The sequence below is a fragment of the Paenibacillus sp. GQ49 genome (assembly GCF_059759055.1).
Genome location: NZ_JCAXEL010000023.1, coordinates 1 through 19,138, shown reverse-complemented (window position 1 = coordinate 19,138; position 19,138 = coordinate 1). Strand labels below are relative to the sequence as shown.

General features: G+C 43.3%; 11 protein-coding genes and 1 pseudogene. 8 read left to right on the top strand and 4 right to left on the bottom strand.

Features of this window, described 5'->3' with window-relative positions; all coding sequences use genetic code 11:
• Window positions 1-36 precede the first annotated feature (36 nt).
• The 4 genes from AC6CIF_RS27215 to AC6CIF_RS27200 all read left to right on the top strand — a co-directional run bounded on the left by AC6CIF_RS27215 (window position 37) and on the right by AC6CIF_RS27200 (window position 3,302).
• Window positions 37-945 (top strand): helix-turn-helix transcriptional regulator, encoded by a 909-nt coding sequence (locus AC6CIF_RS27215; RefSeq protein WP_498202256.1) that lies wholly within the window; start codon window positions 37-39, stop codon window positions 943-945.
• A gap of 60 nt (window positions 946-1,005) precedes the next feature.
• Window positions 1,006-1,932: an oxidoreductase gene (locus AC6CIF_RS27210; protein ID WP_498202255.1), complete on the top strand. Its 927-nt coding sequence runs from the start codon at window positions 1,006-1,008 to the stop codon at window positions 1,930-1,932.
• 271 nt (window positions 1,933-2,203) lie between these two features.
• The gene (locus AC6CIF_RS27205) at window positions 2,204-2,473 is read left to right on the top strand and encodes a CD3324 family protein (protein ID WP_498202254.1); all 270 of its coding nucleotides are present in this window, start codon (window positions 2,204-2,206) and stop codon (window positions 2,471-2,473) included.
• A gap of 184 nt (window positions 2,474-2,657) precedes the next feature.
• Complete coding sequence (locus AC6CIF_RS27200) at window positions 2,658-3,302, top strand: hypothetical protein (protein WP_498202253.1); 645 nt, start codon at window positions 2,658-2,660, stop codon at window positions 3,300-3,302.
• A gap of 51 nt (window positions 3,303-3,353) precedes the next feature.
• Here AC6CIF_RS27200 and AC6CIF_RS27195 read toward each other — a convergent pair whose 3' ends face one another.
• From AC6CIF_RS27195 to AC6CIF_RS27185, 3 genes are all read right to left on the bottom strand, one after another.
• The gene (locus tag AC6CIF_RS27195; protein WP_336763182.1) at window positions 3,354-3,998 is read right to left on the bottom strand and encodes an ABC transporter ATP-binding protein; all 645 of its coding nucleotides are present in this window, start codon (window positions 3,996-3,998) and stop codon (window positions 3,354-3,356) included.
• A gap of 1 nt (window position 3,999) precedes the next feature.
• Window positions 4,000-6,219 carry a DUF1430 domain-containing protein gene (locus tag AC6CIF_RS27190; protein WP_498202252.1) on the bottom strand — a complete coding sequence of 740 codons (2,220 nt, stop codon included), beginning with the start codon at window positions 6,217-6,219 and terminating at the stop codon, window positions 4,000-4,002.
• 115 nt (window positions 6,220-6,334) lie between these two features.
• Window positions 6,335-6,721 carry a lactococcin 972 family bacteriocin gene (locus AC6CIF_RS27185; RefSeq protein ID WP_498202251.1) on the bottom strand — a complete coding sequence of 129 codons (387 nt, stop codon included), beginning with the start codon at window positions 6,719-6,721 and terminating at the stop codon, window positions 6,335-6,337.
• A 664-nt stretch (window positions 6,722-7,385) separates the two neighbouring features.
• Here AC6CIF_RS27185 and AC6CIF_RS27180 point away from each other — a divergent pair.
• The 4 genes from AC6CIF_RS27180 (at window position 7,386) to AC6CIF_RS27165 (ending at window position 18,458) form a co-directional block, all read left to right on the top strand.
• Window positions 7,386-9,536 carry a sensor histidine kinase gene (locus tag AC6CIF_RS27180; protein WP_498202250.1) on the top strand — a complete coding sequence of 717 codons (2,151 nt, stop codon included), beginning with the start codon at window positions 7,386-7,388 and terminating at the stop codon, window positions 9,534-9,536.
• Between the two features lie 4 nt (window positions 9,537-9,540).
• Window positions 9,541-10,239 carry a response regulator transcription factor gene (locus tag AC6CIF_RS27175; protein ID WP_498202249.1) on the top strand — a complete coding sequence of 233 codons (699 nt, stop codon included), beginning with the start codon at window positions 9,541-9,543 and terminating at the stop codon, window positions 10,237-10,239.
• 406 nt (window positions 10,240-10,645) lie between these two features.
• Entirely contained in the window at window positions 10,646-11,455 is an 810-nt protein-coding gene (gene minD / locus AC6CIF_RS27170; protein WP_498202247.1) for a septum site-determining protein MinD, read from the top strand.
• Window positions 11,456-11,828: 373 nt separating this feature from the next.
• Entirely contained in the window at window positions 11,829-18,458 is a 6,630-nt protein-coding gene (locus tag AC6CIF_RS27165) for an InlB B-repeat-containing protein (RefSeq protein ID WP_498202246.1), read from the top strand.
• A gap of 316 nt (window positions 18,459-18,774) precedes the next feature.
• On the opposite strand, the pseudogene AC6CIF_RS27160 reads toward AC6CIF_RS27165, so the two are convergent.
• A pseudogene (locus tag AC6CIF_RS27160) lies at window positions 18,775-19,115 on the bottom strand (winged helix-turn-helix transcriptional regulator).
• Window positions 19,116-19,138: the final 23 nt, after the last annotated feature.

The window sequence follows — 19,138 nt, the reverse complement described above, 5'->3', positions numbered from 1 at the left end:
TATGACAAAAGTTGACGTAGTTAGGATGTTGAATTTATGAATCATCGGAAACTGGCTATCATGCGTCTCATGGATTCCAGACAGAAATTCACTGCTAGGGAACTGGCAGAACGTTTCGACGTCTCGGTTCGTACCATTCAGCGAGATCTGGATGCATTGCAGGCGCTGGGTTTTCCCTTGTACACAGAAGTTGGCGTGAACGGTGGATACCGGGTGTTGCCCAATCGGATTTTGCCACCTCTTCAACTGACACAGCAGGAGGCATTAGGGCTGTTTATGATGCTGGAATATCTACAGCAAGTACCGGATTTTCCATATGGATCAATGCGTGGACATCTGGCTGAGCAATACTTCTCTACTTTGCCCGAAGATGTACAGGATCTCATTATGCGAATGAGAGAGCATATCACCTTTGTCCAGCATCCTGGTGAGCATTCCGAGCCTTTAACAACCGAGATATTGAGTGCAGCGGTAGAAAAGAGAGAGATCCAATTTATGTATCATGCCCGCAATGGGCGTAAAAAAGTCCAGGTCTTTCCCTATGGCATCTACTATGAGCAGGGACATTGGTACATGCCAGCCCGAAATAAGGACCGCGTATTATTGTATCGGGTGGATCGCATGCAGCAATTGACGGTTATGGAATCAGTGGATAAATCTGTTCCAAGTCTAAAGGCATGGCTAGCTGCCAAAGAAGATAGAGCAAGCGTAGAAGTGGTGCTGCAATTCACGGAATTTGGAGCAAGGATTGCTGCGTCAGATGTGTTGTTCAAGTCGGTTCAAGATAACGAATGGCGCGGACTTGTTCCGCCCGAGGAGTTTTCTTTTACAGCCCGGAAATTACTCTCCTATGGGCCGGAAGTGAAGGTGGTGTCTCCGCTCGAACTGCAGCAGCAGGTTAGAGGGATGCTGGAACGGAGTTTAAGCCAGTATGGTGGGGGATAAAAGATTTCAAACGCTGGATATTAGGGTATCAAGGAAGAGATAAGAAAGGTGTGTAGACAAATGAGCGAAGTTTGGACTAAAGACATCATCCCGACTGTATCCGATAAAGTAGTGATTGTGACAGGTTCGAACGGCGGGTTAGGGTATGAAACGGCATTAGCGTTAGCTGAAAAAGGCGCAAAAGTTATCCTTGCAGTTCGTAACCTGGAAAAAGGTGAAAAGGCAGCTAATAAAATAAAGTCGTCTGTGCATGTAGCTGGAGAGGTAATCGTTATGCAGCTCGACCTTAGCGATTTAGCTAGTATCCGTGAGTTCGCAGCCGCTTTTCTTGAGCAATACGATTCTTTGTCTATTCTCGTTAATAATGCAGGAATTATGAACCCTCCATTCCAGTTGACGAAAGATGGATTTGAATTACAGTTTGGTAGTAATCATCTAGGCCATTTTGCGCTTACGGGTCTACTATTGCCTCGATTGATCTCTACTCCAAAATCGAGAGTTGTCACTGTTAGTAGTATGGCAGCTCATAATGGTGCGATTGATTTTAATAATTTAGATGGCTCCAAAGGATATAATCCCATGAAGTTCTACAGTCAAAGCAAGCTAGCCAATCTGATGTTTGCGAGAGAGCTGCAGAATAAATTTAATTCCGCCCATATTGATTCCATGAGTATCGCCGCTCATCCAGGAATTTCGCATACCAATCTATTTTCTTTCGGTTCTGGGAAACAGACCAATATATTCATGCGCAGTCTTTTGAAAATCATTAGTCAACCGGCACATATGGGGGCATTACCTACCTTATATGCTGCAGCAGATCCGACGATCACGGGAGGGGAGTATATTGCTCCCAGTGGTATGGGCGGCACTAAGGGCTATCCCAGGAGCGCTAAGATCATCGAAAAATTATATGACGCTAACATTTCAAACAAGCTATGGAGCGTATCAGAAGAATTAACAGGGGTATATTACAGATTCGACGTGTAGATTTTGCCATGAAGGAAAGTAAACCTTATTATGGAATAGACAGTTAAAAGTTCTTCAGCACGAATAAGATTAACTGAATGGGGGGCTACCATGATTCGTTTCATAAGAAGTTTCACGATCCGCTCTATGCAGAGTCCATGCGATGAACAACGGCGGTTGTTTGTATAGAGCGTGAAATCCATTTCCGCCATATCATTGTAGTGCATATCCAATGCGTTCATCGTACGACTCTGCTGCCTTAAAGATTCTAACTTTTAAGGAGTGGAGCAACGTGAAATATATTAATGCGGATACAATCTTCCCGGAAAAATTGCTCAGAGAAATACAGCGTCATATCCCCGGAGGTCTGATCTACATTCCGAGGCCCAAGGATGCCCACAAGAAGTGGGGCGAGAATTCGGGTGGCAGAAGGATTGTCCAGGATCGGAACGACGAGATCCGCAAGCTTTTTGCTGCGGGAACGACCATCGATCAGCTTGCGGACCAATACTGTTTATCCATCGATAGCATCAAGAAAATTGTGTATTGCAAAAAGGGATGAAACTATAGAAGCCATGTTCGAGCAATCGAATGTGGCTTTTTCCTGTAAGAATAAAGAATGGTTATTAAAGCTTTTTTACATATTCGAGGTTCTTAATTACGCGTACAATTAAATTGACGATATTAGGATGCGCGTTGAGAGTTCATGAAATAAGTTTTCAAATCATCTGGTAAGGTTGGTGAATATGCATATAGAAGTGAAATTAACGAATAAAGACGAGGCGTATGTGATTAAAAATATGTACCCGCTATACCTTCATGATCTATCCGGACATTATGGTCTGGGTGGAGAGCATACCCCGAACGAACATGGCATTTTTGAGCCAAGTCCTGATTATACAACGTTACAGGATCAGTATGATGTACAAAACATTTGGTGGGAAAAACCGGAGTGTCTTTATCCGTTCCTCATGATTGTGGATGGCCTACCGGCAGGATTTGCGTTCGTAGCCACGCCACCTTATTGCTCACAAGGAATAGATTTCTTCGTACATGAATTCTTTCTGATGCAGCCATTTCGAGGTGTAGGCGTTGCTGAACACGCGGCATCGACGATCTTCGGAATGTTTAAAGGAAACTGGGAGTTGTTCACCAATCCATCGGAGAACAATAAGATCGGCCAATCTTTCTGGCGGAAAACAGTGGATAATTATACCAAAGGTAACTATCGGGAAATGTACGGGCATACATCCGATGGTTATAAATTGATGTTTCAATTCTCCAATCATCTCTTAAAAATTAATGAACGGATAGGAGAGAGCAACTCCCGTTATGGAAGTATTCTGGTATCCATAGCTGGACACTTTGAAAAAGGAGTGTTTAGTGTATAAGTACCAGAATACCTGATTTCCATTTTATTTATTTCCAGTAGGTGTAGTATTTCACAATTCGATAATGTGTTCACATCGTCCAGCCACAACTTCATCGTGGGTAACAATTACAATTGTTTTACCCTGTTGGTGAAGCTCAGTCAGCATATTTATAACAAAATCACGATTGCTTACGTCTAGAGAACCTGTTGGCTCATCAGCCAGAACAACATCACAAGGCTTTAATAATATTCGGGCTAGTGCCACACGCTGTTGTTCTCCACCGGATAATTCGTATACCTTTTTGCTCAAAGGGATGGACAATCCTACTTTATTTAAAGCTTCTATTTTCAGATCATGTTTTTCCTTTTTTGATTTAAGACTGTAGCAAAGAGCCATATTTAGATTCTCATCCACACGGTCATTGTCTACTAAAGCGTAATTTTGGAACAAATATGAAATTTTATTGCGTAATATAATGGACTGCTTTTTGCTCCCTGGTTTAGGGAAAATCTCATTATAGAATTTGATACTTCCGTTGTCGGGTTTCTCGATCATGCCCAGCATGTTCAATAATGTTGACTTACCAGAACCACTCTTTCCAACGATAGCTACCATCTGACCTTGTAGAATATCCAGATTAAGGTTACTTAACACGTTGTGAGTGGCGTAACGCTTAGATACATTGCGAAGTTCGTATACCAATGGAAGGTTCAATTTATTGCCCGCCTTTCAATAATTTGATGATATGTTTAGACGAAAGCCGAGTCAGCCAAACTACTGAGAAGCATAACTCCAACAAAATAAGAGCAAAGAATAAAGAGATAGGTAGTGCCAAATTCAAGATACCTAATAGATAGCAACAGATGCCTATTATTATCCAAGAGATACCGAAAATATAGATGAACTCTTTGTACTTTCTGGGTATAGACAGGCCAAATATTCCCCTGATAATAAACTTTTGTTGAAATTTGTTGAACATAATGGATAGATTTTGAATAAGGAGAAAGCAAAGAATCAGCACGCTGATCGCTAAAGCAACTGAAGTAGAATAGAAACGTTGCTGAAGCGCATATACTTTCTCCGCAATGTACTGATCAACAGTGATTAGATAATGCAGGTTATCATCCAATTTTAATTCTTTCAAAGTTGATTCTAAAAAGCCATATGTTTTAGCGGTATCACCGTCGATTAATTTGATTTTGATGGGATCTGAACTTCCGTTACCTAGAATTGCATCCCGATCCCCTACTAGGCTGTTTTGTTCAGTAATGACCTGAATAATAGGCTCTGTAATTAAATTATTATTGTTGGGGTTCACATCGGGATTAAAGCTAAAAATGTCCTGATGATTGGCATACCAAATAATTTGAATTTTTTGCATTTCAGTAGATGGTGAAATCTCATTTTTAAGTTGTTCTTTTTCAAATACAACTCTTTGATCGCGTTCATCTCTAAAGAATTGGACAATCTGTTTTTCCTGATTTTTTAATTTTTCAGGAACCAGAATAATCCAACTAACTTCTTCTTCAGGTATATAAATGGGTTCACCCTTTGTATCATATACAGGAAATTCCTTCAAATAGTTGGGGTTAACTTGCAAAGAACGGATTCCTTCATAATTTTTATTTAACAAAAGTGCCATTTCCTCGTACTGACGAGAATTAATTAAAACTGAGCCGAGTTCGTTCAAAACAGGATAAAGTTGGCCTGCTGTTGTTCTAATATACTGCACTGCGCTGTTCTGGAAATCAGTGGCATCATATCCTGCGTTTACAGGATAAAATACACCATATTGATTACTTTTTTTCCAACTTTCAAGGTCATCTTGTTCACTTTTGAGAGTATTATATTGACCAGATAATGTAGAAAATAGAGATATGACTATAATCGTAGTAATTATTTTAAGCAGTGTATTCATTGCAAATATGATTTTAGTATATTTTTTATTCTTAATCGCTTCCTTTATGTCAGTACGAGAAATGTAAATATAGGATGGTAATGTTAGAACAACTATTAATATTAGCAATTTCAATTGTTCAAAGAGTGAATAGAAAAAGAAATGTGGGTTAGAGTTGGGAATCACAATAGATAATATTAGAACCATAAATAAATTTATAAAGGAAGATATAACAATTGTTTTACCTATAAAATAATACCATATTTTCAATGTTGGAATTCCCAATAACTTGTATATACCCACACGCTTGGTTTCCTTGAAATTATAATAAAGCATATAAAAAGCTGTTATTATAACTAGAATATATAACATGTTGGTTACATCAACCATGGATGTTGAAGGGAAACCGACTTTTGTAGAATTATAAATCGTGAATGTAGCAGGTGAATATTGAACGGATACCCCTTTTTGACTATAAAACTCACGTAAATTAAGAGAGAACTGTTCTAAAAATGGAATCAGGTTATTTTCGCTGGTTTCAATGTAGTAGTATCCGCTTACAGGCAAATAATCATAAGCACTTATAAGAGGCTTTATCGTAATAGTGTTATTTCCACCAAATTCTTTAATTACTCCTACCTGATCGGAATCTGGACTAGACGTGGTTGAAATATATCTTTCTTTATTTTGAGAGTCTGTAGTATCAAGAACTCTTCCTGATTCCAGTTTAATATTATCAAACATAGAGCTTTTTCGATTAAGCAATATGTATTTCATGAATTCCATTTGGTTATCAGGTTTATTGTTAATAACTGAGCGAAATATATTTACCTGGAGGTCTGAGGATGTGTCTGCCAAGATAGGATAGATTACGTCTGGATCAGCCAGCAACTCAGTCTCCGGAATAAAAAACTCATAACCGATATGTTCATCTAATGAATAGAATTGCTCTAATATCTTTTGATCATAGAGTCTGTAATTGCTATAGAATGTTAACAAAGAGGCGCACAAGATAAAAAAGATAATATTTTTTTTCAATGTTCTAATTCCCTTCCAAGAATGTAGAATAAATGGAAACGAACTAAACTCCGTAGTTAAACGTGGAATTTAGTTCGTTTTACCAAATATAACAATGTTATATTAAGTTTAAAGTTTAGTACGTATTCCAGTAAGCATGAGTTTGATCCCCAGTGTCACCAGTTGCACTAGCATAGGAAGTGATCTCTTTGTTAACTTGTCCGCTACGCGAAATAGTTGTACCTATACTGGCTGTAGATGAATGTATTTTTGTACGGTGGTTGTAGTTAGACCATACTTTTTTCTTAATAGAGAAACCAGATATTACTGGAGTAGTACCATAATCCCAAGTGCCACCACCAGTATCATCTTGTAGAGTAGTAAGATCATTTGAAACAAATCTTACATTAGTCAAATCTACAGATCCTCCATCGGTTGGTTCGATGGTATCTGCCATTGCTTGGCTCAATGGAACCATAAGAACGGCTACTGCAAGTGTAAGACTAACAAGCTTTTTTTTCATTAGTATAATCTCCTCTATACATATTATGTAGAATCCCGGAATTCTTCATAAAATATACCATTGATATATATATAAGTAAAGTAAAAAAAAGTAAATAAAATAATTTGGTTTTATGAACAAATATAAATTATTTAGGAAAAAAGTTACTCAATTTCTTTCTTCTTTTAACTCCTTTCTCTACAGATCATATGCCTCAATTCGTTTAAGAGTCAGGATACATCCCGCAAATTTCTCAGTTCAGTTCGCTAGAATATTTCAAATGGAGAGGGAGTAATCGAAGCGAGGCGGATTTAAGCGAATCGACATGGTTGAAACAAACACATTATCACGCATCTCTACGAAAGCTGTGGAGTGTCCTATTTTTGTATATAAATAGCTAATTTATTAATAGTTCATGAAGTGTCTGTGAATCTGGCACATGCAGATTGTGCTCGAATGATCCATTACGAATAAGCTTCCTTCATAATAAGTATGCACTTCAAAGTGCGTACTTTTTTTTGTGGTGGTGTGCCCAGCTAAGCGCGCGTCGTCAAAAGAGCTTCATCGTGATGTTTGTTAACGACTCCTGCTAGAAATTTGCAGGGTACATTCTCCTATAATGATGATATCATTTGGATAAATAAACTTACTTATTGCGCTCTTAGAGATTGGGGTTAGATTCATCATGAGGGGAATTCTCCGAGTCGGTTCTCGTAAGGTGTGGTTTTATATCGTTGTTGCCGTTATTGTTGGCTTGGTTGCAGGCTATGTCGTCCTCTCTGAGCCGGACTCTCCTAAGTTCCAAAGTGAAAAAGGTATTCTGGATTTAAGGCAGGTTCAGCTCAGTACGAATCCGCAAAAGTTAACAGGGGAGTGGTCGTTCTACTGGCAAGAGCTACTGTCGCCTGAGGACATACGGGTTCGTTCGGCAAGGGAAGGAAATCAGGACCACTGGATCAGCATCCCGAGCTCTTGGCTAGGCTATCCGTTAGAAGGTCAGCGGCTGAGCGGTACAGGCTATGCAACCTATCGACTGATGATTCAACTAAGCGAGCAGGATCGAAACGAGCGGCTTACTCTGCGGCTGCCCAGCATTTTTCATGCGTACAAATTATGGGTGAATGGCGAGCTGCTGGCGGAAGTTGGGGAGGTAGGTCAGGACAAGAACCACGTGACCCCGCATCTGCAAACGAAGCTGGTGTATTTTCAGCCTGAAAACGACACTGTGGAGCTGGTTATGCAAGTAGCCAACTTTAATCATAAGCGTGGCGGCATCACCAAGTCTATAGAACTAGGTGGCAGTACAATGTTAACGCTTAAAACAAATATGAAAATTGCTGCAGACATGTTCATCACAGCAAGCCTGCTGGTAATAGGTTTATATAATCTACTGTTGTTCATGCTGAGACGCAAGGACAAGGCTCCGTTGTATTTTGGTCTGTTCACCGTGTTGTTCGGTATTCGCTCCTTGTTGGGCGGAGAGATCATGATTACACAATGGCTTCCTCACTTTCCTTGGGAATTGCAGTTCAAGATCGAGTATCTGATTCTTTGTCTCAGCGGTTATATCATCACCATGTATTTTGATTGCATTTTTCCGAATTACGTATCGCGATGGTTTCGTCTTGGTACCCGGATTGTAACTGGCGCATTCTGTATCCTTGTGGTGGTAACCCCTGCAATTATATATACGAAATTTCTGTTGATGATCGGTGTTGTGGTTGTTCTACATATGGTCTATCTGATGATCGGGCTGGTTCAAGCGGCTGTGCGACGTATGGAGGGAGCGTTGATCTTCCTGCTGGTGTCGGTGATTACTTTGGTCACGGTAGTCAACGATTTTTTATATTACAACGGTTGGTCGCTGATCGGAAATACATCCCCGCTTGGCTTATTGATATTTACGATGGCACAGATGGTTCTGCTTTCTTCGAGATTTACGAGGACGGCATCCAATGAGGAGAAAATATCACGTGAGTTGCAGAACGCTAACGACAAGCTGATCGAAATGAATATGAATCTGGAACGGACCGTGGATGAGCGCACACAGGCCTTATCTATGGCTCATAATGATCTCCGCACTTCGTATGACCGGTTGCTTCACTCCGAGCAAGGGAGGAAGAAACTTCTTGCCTACATTACGCATGATCTACGTATGCCGTTGTCCAGCATGTTAGGATATGTAGAAGCTATACAGGACAGGGTCAAGCCGGAACGTAATGAACAATATCTGAAGTATATCCAGGAGAACACAATAAGGATTAACCGCATGATCGAGGAGTTGTCCTTCTTGTCGCATTTGGAGACCGGACAAGTCTCGTACCGCATGGAGCCGGTTCAGATGATTCCCTTCTTGCGTGATTTTTTTGAACAATATGAGCTGGTTGTGCGTGACGCAGGATTAGATTTCATACTGGATATCAGAGATACGGAGGACCAGCGCCCTAACTTGCCTGTTGTCGAGATGGATGCGAAAAGAGTAGAGCAAGCTTTGTTTAATCTAGTGTCGAACGCGATGAAGTTCACCTCCAACGGAGGGCTGGTGCGTATTGCGCTAGCTGTGGAAGAGGTGAATTATGCTCGCAGAGCTATCATTAGCATACAGGATTCTGGAATGGGTATTCCTCCAGACCAGCTTGAGCAGATTTTTGAACGTAATTACAGATACGATCAGCCTGGCTTGGGGAACGGAATAGAGGGCAGTGGGCTGGGGTTAGCGATTTGCAGGGAAATCGTACTCGCACATGGAGGGAAGGTTCGAGCGGAGAGCGATGGTAAGAAGGGGGCGACATTCTATGTAACGCTTCCTTGTATCGGCAATGAAGGAAGGGGATGATGGGATGGACACTCACAAAATAATGATCGTTGATGATGATCCTCATATATGCGAGATTGTTCAGGTGTATTGTGAACGGGAGGGGTTTATCTCCACTTACAGCCATAGCGGGACAGAAGCCATGAAGCTGCTTGCATCGTTCGAGCCAGATTTAATTGTACTGGATATATTGCTGGCTAATGAAAACGGCATTGATTGGTGCAGGAATGCGCGTAACTTCACCAGTGCGCCGATCATGTTTCTGAGCAGCCAAGAGGAAGATGAAGTGAAAATTAGCGCATTATCCTATGGTGGCGACGATTATGTGACCAAGCCATTCAGTCCTGGAGTGCTCATGGCCAAGATTAAGGCTCACCTTCGCAGAGTGTCGACGGGCAAAAGGGAACAACTGCTGGAGTTACCGGGTCTGACACTGGATTTTTATAGTCAGTCCGTCAACACGGGGAGTAAACCTATCTATTTATCGAAAAAAGAGTTCAGTCTGCTGTCCTATATGGCACAAAACGTGAATCGTGTCGTCAGTGTCGATACGTTGTTTCAAATCATATGGGGAATGCAAAGTCTGGAGGATACAAGAACCGTCGCTGTACACATTAGTAATTTACGCAAAAAAATCGAGTCTGACCCTGCCGATCCTGAGCGAATCATTACGGTTCGGGGGAGCGGGTATATGCTGGTTGCTACCAGTACGTCACAAGCATAAATATAGCGATAAGGTTGGTAGTCTATTATAAATGGGAAAATGGCGTTGGAGCAGTACCTGACGCTATTTTCCCATTTTTTTGTTTTTTCCACTAGCTTCGTAATCGACTCAAAATATTGAATTCCTCAACACTGGTCTGCACTTTTCCATCCTCGTCAAATGATGAGCCATCTCTCCGAAGAATTAAACGATCCAATACGCACGGATTTAAAGTTTTCTTTAGGTTTCTCAAGTAGGATAATCCATCATGATAAAATCACATTGGTCGATATAACGACATATTTCATCAAATTGTAACTGATTATTAGCTAAGAGGACGTTCATTCGAGCCGGATCAAACGATAATACGTGAAGAAATGGTTGTATTGCTGTCCCGCATTAGTACTTGAAGAAGGAAGTGGCTCCGATGGCACGAGTTATATGTATCACATCAGGGAAAGGTGGAGTTGGCAAGACAACGGTCACAGCTAATCTCGGGACTGCCCTTGCCTTATCGGGGAGCAGCGTTTGCCTGATCGACGCTGATTTTGGATTGAGAAATCTGGATATTCCGCTTGGTTTGAGCAATAGGGTAAGGTATCATATTTCCGATTTTCTGACGGGTCGATGTGCTTTACATCAAGTGATCGTCAAAGATAAGCGAATCAGTACCTTGTCCTTTATCTCCTGTAGTAACGACACGGTGCATCACGATGATCCGCAAGTTTTTGGCGAGGTTGTACAGCAAATAGCCCAGAACTATGATTATGTGCTGATCGATTCGCCGGCAGGCATTGAAAATGGATTCTGGAATGCGGCTTTGGCAGCAGATGAGGCTATTGTCGTTACTACGCCTCATCGTACATCGCTTCAGGACGCGGATCGCGTAATCGGATTATTAGAAGATATGATTCCGGCTCCGCCACAGCTCATCATTAATATGGCCGACGGACAGGAAGCCCGTTCGGCAACGGTAAAGATGCAGGATATTATCGATATTCTCAATATCGGTGTGATTGGCGTGATCCATGCCGATGTAGAAATTATACGTTCCGTACATAAGGGCATCCCGATTGCGCTTAATCCCGAGTTCGAAAGCGGGCTGCGCTTCAGGCATATCGCCCACAATGTGGCGAATAATCAGCAGGAGCCTTTTATTTCATTGAAACCCAAGAGGCATATTAGTATTTTTTCACTTCCTCAAAGACTGCGTTGGGGGAAGAGCAGTTCGTTATAGTCGATTCTGGTAGGTGAATCGTTGACACGCGAATTATCTGCAATGGATTGCAGACTAGCTTAAGAGTTCATAAAAAAATAGTGGTGTGGGAGTTACCTTCCCTACGCCGCTATTTTTGATGTCATTGATGTTCTCACTTGCGAGTAGTTGCTTACTTAAAGTTTTCTTTATAATTCACAAGCGCCCCTATCTCGCATGATAAAATACGGAAGAAAAAACGACATAATTTGCATGTATTGGTGTCACAATTCGACTGCGACTGATAAGAAAGGTCGGTGAACGAATTCAATCTGTAAAGTTGGCATTATCGTACCTTAAAGCAGTCGAATTTTGGATGGTCTTTTTTAGTTTGATCTATACATAGAAGGGATGAATGAAAGTGAAGAAAGTAAGACAGGGATGGAAGTTGAGCCGGCAGATCCTGATGTGGATGCTAGTGATCAGCTTAATAGTTTCTGCCGTGCCCCTATTACCAGCGCAATCGGCAGTAGCGGCTGAACTGCCGATGCAGATGACAAAAGTAACCACATCCACTGGATTCCAGGATATGAGTCCCACCGACTGGTTCTATGATGCAGTCGTCCATGTGCAGGAGAAGGGCATATTCAGCGGAACGAACGCGAGTAGCTTCTCTCCTAAGGGGACAATGACACGTGCCATGTATGTAACGGCACTTGGACGGATGGCCGGAGTCGATGCCGGGGCGTACTCCACTTCGAGCTTTGCCGATGTACAGGCGGGTAGCTGGTATGCGCCATATGTCGAATGGGCGGTTAAGCAAGGTATTACCGAAGGCACGGGGGATCGAAAATATTCGCCGGATGCTACCGTATCTCGGGAGCAAATGGCGACGATGACGTTGCGGTATTTCGAAAGCGAACAGATTCCTTATCAGACCGAGAATCCGTTCACGACAGAGCCGGGTGATCTTGCGGATGTTTCGTCTTGGGCGGCTAACGCGGTCGTCAAGCTGTGGCAAGCCGGTGTGTTCACCGGAGACGCCAAGGGCAACTTCAATCCGCGTGCGCAAGCGACTCGCGCGGAAGCGGCGGTTCTATTCATGCGCAACAACGAGGTTGTGGAAGCGTGGAAAAACCAGAATCAAACGCCGGTGACGCCTACTCCAACACCAACACCAACGCCAACACCGACCCAACCGGGAACTCCAACGGTAAACCCAACACCAACACCCGGCGGTAATAATGGTGGCGTAACACCGACGGAACCGGTGACACCAGCGCCAACACCTGGAGGTAACCCCGGAACGGGTTCCACCGCGTATACACTAACGTTTGATAGCAACGGTGGCTCGGCGGTCGCTGCGCAGACGGTACGACCAGGCCAGGTGCTCAATAATCTTCCTGCTCCAACGCGGGATGGATATATATTTCAAGGATGGTTTACGGATAGGGATCTTTCACTCATCTTTGCAAGCGGCAGTACCCTGACCGCAGATACGACATTATATGCAAAGTATACGGATAGCGTGGACAGTGCCGTACAGAGCACTCCTAGCTACTCGGTATTGGATGTCGCGACGAACTATACGATTGCTGTACAAGACACATCGGGCAGCCTAACGGCATCTGAGGTCAAAGCTCGCATGACGTTTGAGGATACAGCTAATCCTGAATTTGAGGGGATCACTGTCACAGGAGGGAACGGCGACTTCACGGTAGCGTCCGCAGTAGAAGGTGGTCATTTCGTAGAAGGCAACACGTATGAACTTACGTTGACAGACGACAACTTGACCTTCCAAGGCCAAGACGCGACGACGAGAATCTATGTGTTTGGCGTTGGGAAGCAAGAAATCATGGACATCCCACTGCATACGAGCATGATCTACCTGTCCTTTGCGGATGTCACGGATATGATGCTGAACGGCACGGAGGTTGGTTCGGCAGCCATTCCTGTAGTCGCCACAACGGTAGGTGGTAGTGGAAATACGCTGGCTGAAGCCAATGCAAGCAGCGGTACGTTCGTATATAACGGAAGCACCGAGGTTGAAGCTGGCGATACCGTCGCCATCTATCAAGGGGTTCGCCCTGATCTGCGCACGTTAGAAACAACCGGTGAAGACAATGGCGATGTCGCCTATGTCCAGATCTCAGCGGTGAACGGTACGACCTACACCTATGGTCAAGCGGACATCAATCAAGTGTTGTTCAAACCGGATGTGCTGCCAGTGAGCAAAAATGCAGACACAGACAATGATCCTGATAACCATTCCATCACGGTTGAGCAGACTGTGATGAACTATAGTGACAGCATGTATGAGCCACTCGGTCTGGATGAGCTGACGACAGTGGATGTAGGCGACTTTATCGGGTTCTATGAGGGTGGATTTGCCCAATCGGATTTTGTGGCCACTGGTTACGGGCGCATCACGTCAATTACGCCTGCGGCAGAAATGAATATCATTACGTATACCGATGCTACGCTAGATGACGTCACGAGTGCATTCGACCTCTATCAGAAGCAAGCCATTGAAGGCGAAGAGTTGTTGTCGAAAGACCAGATCGCACAGCTCGAAGAACAGATTGAGGAGCAAGCCTTAGATAGCGGGTTCGTTGATCAAGCGGCGGAATATCTGTCAGAACTGGCGATGGAGACAGAGGAGATCCAGAAGATCAATGCTCAGGCATCACGTGCCCTCTCTGGTGACAGTGGTAGGGTAAGTGTGGAGAATCTGACCGTTGTTGCTAAACTTGGCACAAAACTGAAGAACATTAACGGCCGATCCTCCGGTGTGAGTGCTACGCTGCAAGTGGGCGCGGATATTGTTGTGAATGTTAGTGAAGATAGCGACCTGATCATTCATATGACCAGTACATTCGTTCAGGAGATGAGCCTGGATCTCGGTGTGAATTCGGAGACGAAGTGGCATTGGTATGCCATCTTCCCAGTCATTGATGATTATGTAATTACAGCGAATCTGGATGCTTATAGCTATACCGGGATGAACATCACGGCAGAGATGGCTCTTGTCGAACCAGATAAGTTGGAAGCTGCTCTGACGGACTGGCTGGATGCGAAGACCTCTGGCAAATTTAGTCAGGTGCGGAACATTGCAACAGAGATTGAAGCGGTCATGGAGGGTGTGCAAGATACCGCCGTAGACGCGGAATCATTGAAGGAACAGTATCAAGAGATGTTGAGTCAGAAAACGGAATGGGTTCCATTAATCAAGAAGACACTCTTTGAAAAGAGCGTGCGTGTGGCACTGGGGATTATTGAAGTCCAATTCAAAGCTGAGTTTGTAGTTAGCGCGCAGGTGAACTTAACCATCGGGGCAGATTTCTATTACAAGATGGCTAAGCGCTACTCAGTGACCTTACGTGTATTGAGCTTCAGTGGTTCGAGTAATACGGTTAGCTTGCCAGAAGACGGCGATTACCAGTTTACCTTCTATGTAATGGGGACGCTCGGTTTGCGAGCCGGTATTCATATGGAGGTTCAAGCGGGAATTGGCAGTGTTGATCTGAATAGTATCGGAATTGCTGTAGAACCAGGCGTGTATGTGAATCTGTGGGGTTACTTCTACTATCAGCTAAAAAATATTAGCGGAGTGAAGACCACGAAGTCTTTAGGGGCCCTGTTCGTCGAGATCGGCATCTATTTGGAGGTGGCACTTGGCGCCCAATTAGGCGATGGAGCGCTCTCGGATAGCGTAGAACTGGCGGATGAAGAGTGGCCACTGTATACGATTGGGGAAGAAAAGAACGTCTATGACTTCGCCTATCCACAGGATGATGAGCTTGGGTTGCTCTTTAGAGGAAATGCTGACTCTCGCAATTTACCAGAGTCATTTTTCAAGATGAATACTCTTAATTTGAAAACAGGTATAACGACGGAAGAAACATATGATAGTTCACAATTTGATATTCAATTAAGCGGTGATAACTTCAGATTTTTGCTTGATAAAAAAGGGGTACAAGTTAGAAATAAGACGATTCCATCGAGTGCGGCTAAATTAGTTATTACTTGGAAGGGAGCGCCGATGTCATTCACTTCAGCTCCGATTCAGCGTACGATCCCACTGAACTGGATTAAAAGTGCGGATGGTGATCTTACGATCGAGTTCGATCCAAGCAATGGAGAACCATCTGAGATTGTGACTGCTGCCTTTAATGCAGCCATTCAAGTGAAAAACAAAGTCCCCGTAAATCCGGGATATACTTTCGATGGCTGGTATACTTCTGCCTATGGTGGTACAAAAGTGGACATTCCCAACCGGATGCCTACAGGTATTCAAAAACTGTATGCACGTTGGATTGTGAACACAGACACACCGTACAAAGTCAATCATTATTTGATAGATGCAAACTCACAGAAATTATCTGTGCTTACGGATTCCGAAATGAAGACAGGAACAACAAATACAGAGATCCGTATAACCTCTAACAAATATAGAGATCGTGGTTATAATGAAGTTGCAGTAAAAGGTATCTATATTAAGGGCGATGGTTCAACGGTTGTTAATATTTATTACAAACCGATAAGTCGGACATTAACTTTTAATTTAGGTTATGAGGGAGCACCGGAAGGTAAACTAACGGATCTAATTTATAAAAATATCGTTAATCGAATTCCAGTTCCGACAAGAACGGGATATACGTTTGCGGGTTGGTCACCGAATGTCCCAAATACGATGCCAACGGATAACGCGACTTATACCGCAAACTGGACAGTCAGGGATGATACGCCATACAAAGTCGTATACTTACAGCAAAATATAGGGCATCCAACCTACACGGTTGCAGATGTAGAAACGCATCGGGGTATAACCAATACGAGGGTAACTCTGCCTAAAGAATCACTCAGGTCTTACGAAGGATTTACTGTAAATACAGCTCTTCCAGGAACTGTGTTAGATGCCGATATTGCCAGCGACGGTACAACGGTTCTACGGGTGTATTATACCCGCAATACGTATAAGTTGACCATAGATTACAATGACTTGAATACACCTGCAAAGGAGATAGATGTACAATACGGATCAACGACTTCATTACATTTCGGTGATCCAACTTGGGCAGGTCATGAATTCAAGGGGTGGTCAGCTGTCCCAGCGGTAACCATGCCTGCACAAGATATCGAGTATATCGCTCAGTGGGACATAGACCAGCATACTGTCAAATTTAACAGTAATGGTGGAGTGGAAGAAGTTCCTGATCAAACGTTAGCTTATGGAAAAACTGTCATCGCACCAGTCACACCAACGAAGAAAGATCATGCGTTCGGAGGTTGGTACAGCGACAGTGATCTTACGCAACCTTACAATTTCGCAATGTCGGTGACGAGTAATATTACGTTGTATGCGAAGTGGATGCGTGGGTATACGATGAGCATCGACAGTAATGGTGGGACAGAAATATCCAATCAGGCGGTCTACGAAGGAACAAAACCTGCGGCACCTCAACCACCAACGCGGGAGGGATATGTGTTCGGAGGTTGGTTTAGCGACAAAGATTTGACAAAGGCATATAATTTCACAACCGAAATCGTAAATGGTGATATCACCTTGTATGTGAAATGGGTAGTTGCTCAAAAAATACAGTATAGAGTTCGCTTCTATGATGAACAAAAGACTGAGCCAATCGATCAGCTGGTAACTGAAGGTGGTGTGGCAGTGGCACCTGAGCCACTAACGAAACCAAATCATACGTTCTTGTACTGGAGAGATAAAGAGAAGCGGAACCAAGCATTTGACTTCACAACACCAATAATGAGGAATTATGAGATATACACAGCATGGATACTGAATAGCTATGAGGTAAGCTTCATAAGCGACGGCAAGAAGTTGAGTAGTCAGTCCGTGTACCATCAACAATCTGCTAAGGAGCCTTCAAGTCCAACGCGCGAAGGTTATGTGTTTAAAGGCTGGTACAGTGACAGCAATTTGACGATGCTCTACGATTTCAGGGCTCAGGTGACGAGTGAAATTTCGTTGTATGCGAAGTGGCTGCCTGAGTTCACTGTGAGATTTGATAGTAAAGGCGGCTCAGCAGTAAATGCCGGGACAGTGGAGTATAATGCTAAAATTGCGGCGCCGGCATCTCCGATGCGGACAGGTTACGAATTCGGCAATTGGTATAGTGATGAAGATTTGACCATTATCTATAATTTTGAGACACCGGTAACGACAAATTTCACGTTGTATGCGAAATGGAAACCAATCTTCACAATAATCTTCGACCATAAGGATGGTTCAGCGGTGACAGATCAGCAGCCGGTGCTGGAAGGGGAAGTGGTTTCTGCACCTGCCGCACCACATCGAGAAGGTTATACCTTCATCGGTTGGTATAGCGATGAAGCTTTGACCAATGCTTATCATTTTGAAACACCGGTGACGACGAACATCACGCTGTATGCAAAATGGAAGGTCTTATATACGGTAACTTTACGTAATTTAACTGAAGTGGTTGAAAAGTCAGTGGCAGAGGGCGATGTGGTTACTAGACCTGAGGCCTCTCCTCCACGAAGTGATGGATGGATAGTTTACTGGTGGTACGTATATGGTGAGCCTTGGGAAGATGTTTACAATTTCGAGACGCCAGTGACAGGAAACTTTGAGTTACGCGCACATTATGGACAGCCCCATACGGTGAACTTCGAGTCTAATGGTGGTTCAGCGGTGGCTTCTCAGACCCTCCTTGGAGGTATAGATAAAGTCAAAGTACCTGAACCTCCAGTGAAGCCAGGATTTGTGTTCGAAGGGTGGTATAGAGATACACGTTTTACCAGGGCCTATGATTTCGAATTGAAGATGTCAGATCTGGGAATCACTTCTAGAACGTTGCAGTTGTATGCAAAGTGGTTGCCTCTCGACAATAATGAGACCACCAATAATGACATGAATTTTTTAACAGATGATAAGACGGTGGCGGAAGACACTGTTGTTTCGCTAGCTTTTAAATCAGTAATGGATTCCTATATATATGATGGTTGGTATGCAGACCAAAAGAGAACGATTCCCATTAACTTTATGACACACCAGTGATGTCAAAGCGCACGATATACGAGTTTTGGGGTCATAAATGAAATATCCCGATAGACAAATCAGATCATTCGTCATTAGATCGTATGTTCCAATTTTGTAGAAAATTTTGGTGGCGCAGAATGTGAAACAAGACTGTCTTATATGGCACTAAAAAAGCAGGTGAAGAAAAACAATTTGTTTTTCTTCACCTGCTTTTTTTTATTAATAACTCAACCTTCGGTGCGACCAACCTTCGGTTGCGAAGTTTAGTAGGTGGAAATCCTGCTTGGGAAGCATTGTTCTGGATGAAGCCCTTCGCACTTATCAACCCAATTCACTATAATTCATGCAACGTTTGTGCCTCCGGTACGTTATGCACACCCCACTTGCAGATTTCCTCCAGAATGGGCATTAGACTCTTGCCTCGGGGGGTTAAGGAATACTCCACTTTGGGCGGAGTCTGATCATACTCCACTCGTTTTATCACACCTTCATGTTCCAAATCGTTCAGTTGAGAGGTTAATACCTTGTACGTGATCCCGGGGACACGCCTTTTGAGTTCGCCTTAGCGTGTGACCGTTGATACATGATTTTCATCTTCCACTTCTCGCCAATGATAGAAAGGGTGTAATCGAATGGGTTAAGTGTCTCCGCTATGGGTTTACTTGCGTTATCCATCTTAGATAACCTCCTCTATATAG